Source organism: Oleiphilus sp. HI0061 (assembly GCF_001635675.1).
This window is the reverse complement of record NZ_LWFE01001221.1, coordinates 1-1,911: the sequence shown is the minus strand read 5'-3', so window position 1 is coordinate 1,911 and position 1,911 is coordinate 1. Positions and strand designations below refer to the sequence as shown.

Sequence of the window (1,911 nt, the reverse complement as noted above, 5' to 3'; positions counted from 1 at the left end):
TGCATCATTTGGTAAAGAGTGACAAATATCTACTAACTTACGTGCAGGCAAGGTAATTCTTCCAGCAGTCTCGACTGCGGCGCTATTAAGCGTACAAACTAACTCAACCTCCATATTGGTGCCGGTTAATTCTACTTTACCTGGTTCTGCTTCAAGCAAAATATTCGAAAGCACAGGCATGGTTTGCTTTCGCTCAACAACACCCGAAATAATTTGAAGAGGACTTAGGATTTCTTCACGAGTAATAGTTAATTTCATTTTTTATCTGCTCTTTTAGATCTAGAGTATTGTTAGTAATTTATCATGTATATGAGTAATTAAAGAGAACCCAACGCTTATTTAAGTCGTTAAAATTCTCATAAAGTTATGGTGGTCTTCTCGAATACCTGGGTCATTATCCTTCAATTCAACAACCTTCTTACAAGCATGTAAAACAGTCGTATGATCCCTGCCACCGAAAGCATCGCCTATTTCAGGCAGGCTGTGATTGGTTAGTTCTTTTGCAAGCGCCATAGCCATCTGTCTGGGTCTGGTAACTGAACGGGTACGCCGCTTCGATAACAAATCTGCTACCTTTATTTTATAGTACTCAGCAACAGTTCGCTGTATGTTTTCTATACTAACTTGCTTGTCATGTAGAGCAAGCAAGTCTTTTAGACATTCACGAATAAAAACCGGAGTAATCTCTTCGCCTGTAAAATGAGCATTGGCAGCAACTAGTTTTAAAGCCCCTTCTAGCTCACGAACGTTGGAGCGAATCTTTTGAGCAATAAAGAAAGCCGATTCACTACTAAGATTAACCTTAGTCTGCTCTGCTTTTTTCATCAAAATTGCAACACGGGTTTCTAGTTCAGGCGGCTCAACCATAACGGTAAGTCCCCAGCCAAAACGAGACTTCAAACGTTCTTCCATATTATCAATTTCTTTAGGGTAGCGATCGCAGGTCAATATCATTTGCTGACCGCCTTCTAATAAGGCATTAAAAGTATGGAAAAACTCTTCTTGCGAACGCTCTTTACGTGCAAAGAATTGAATATCATCGATTAGCAAAGCATCAACAGATCGGTAATATCGCTTGAATTCATTGATCGCATTAATCTGCAGAGCTTTAACCATATCGGCAACAAATCGTTCGGAATGAAGGTAAACCACCTTAGCATTAGGATTCTTCTTAACGATTTCATTACCGACAGAATGCATCAAGTGAGTTTTACCCAGACCAACACCACCATAAAGAAATAAAGGGTTATAAGCTCCGCCTGGATTTTCTGCTACCTGGACAGAAGCAGCGCGTGCTAACTGGTTAGATTTACCTTCTACAAAAGTATCAAAAGTAAAATTAGGATTTAAAAAGCTTTGGTGTTTTATAATTGAACCTTCAACTTCAACCCGCCGTTCAACAGGTTTCGATGAAGACAGACCACTTTCGCGAGGCTTATGAGAACTATGTTGGTTAGGTGAAGCAGGGCTAGGCTTTCTTCTGTTGTCTTCAGTTTTAAGCTTTGTACTATTATCAGCTTCTTTAAGACTGCCAATTTTTAGATTGACGGAAGAAATGACTTTGTCATGCCCCATATCTTTAAGTAATTCGTTTATACGCTGTAAGAACTTTTCTTTAACCCAATCCAATACGAATTTATTCGGTGCATATAATTGAAGTATACCGTTAACACACTCCCCCTGAAGCGGCCTTAACCAAGTATTATATTGCTGACTAGGCAATTCTTCTTTTAGCTTTTCTAAGCACTCAGACCAGACTTCAGTTTGCACTTGGTACTTTATTCCTATTATTTAGAAAGAGGGGGAAATACAACCGTTTTTATTAAGGTTAATTTTAACGGTAAAACGTCGTAACTACTAGCGCTATTTTTTAGGTTAATAAACCGCCTGTTAATAACTTTATATATATAT

At 38.6% G+C, this 1,911-nt stretch carries 1 protein-coding gene and 1 pseudogene; both read right to left on the bottom strand.

Features of this window, described 5'->3' with window-relative positions:
- Window positions 1-258, bottom strand: a pseudogene (locus A3735_RS19025) (DNA polymerase III subunit beta); the annotation flags it as partial.
- Between the two features lie 81 nt (window positions 259-339).
- Complete coding sequence (gene dnaA / locus A3735_RS19020; RefSeq protein WP_068507318.1) at window positions 340-1,770, bottom strand: chromosomal replication initiator protein DnaA; 1,431 nt, start codon at window positions 1,768-1,770, stop codon at window positions 340-342.
- Between the last annotated feature and the right edge of the window lie 141 nt (window positions 1,771-1,911).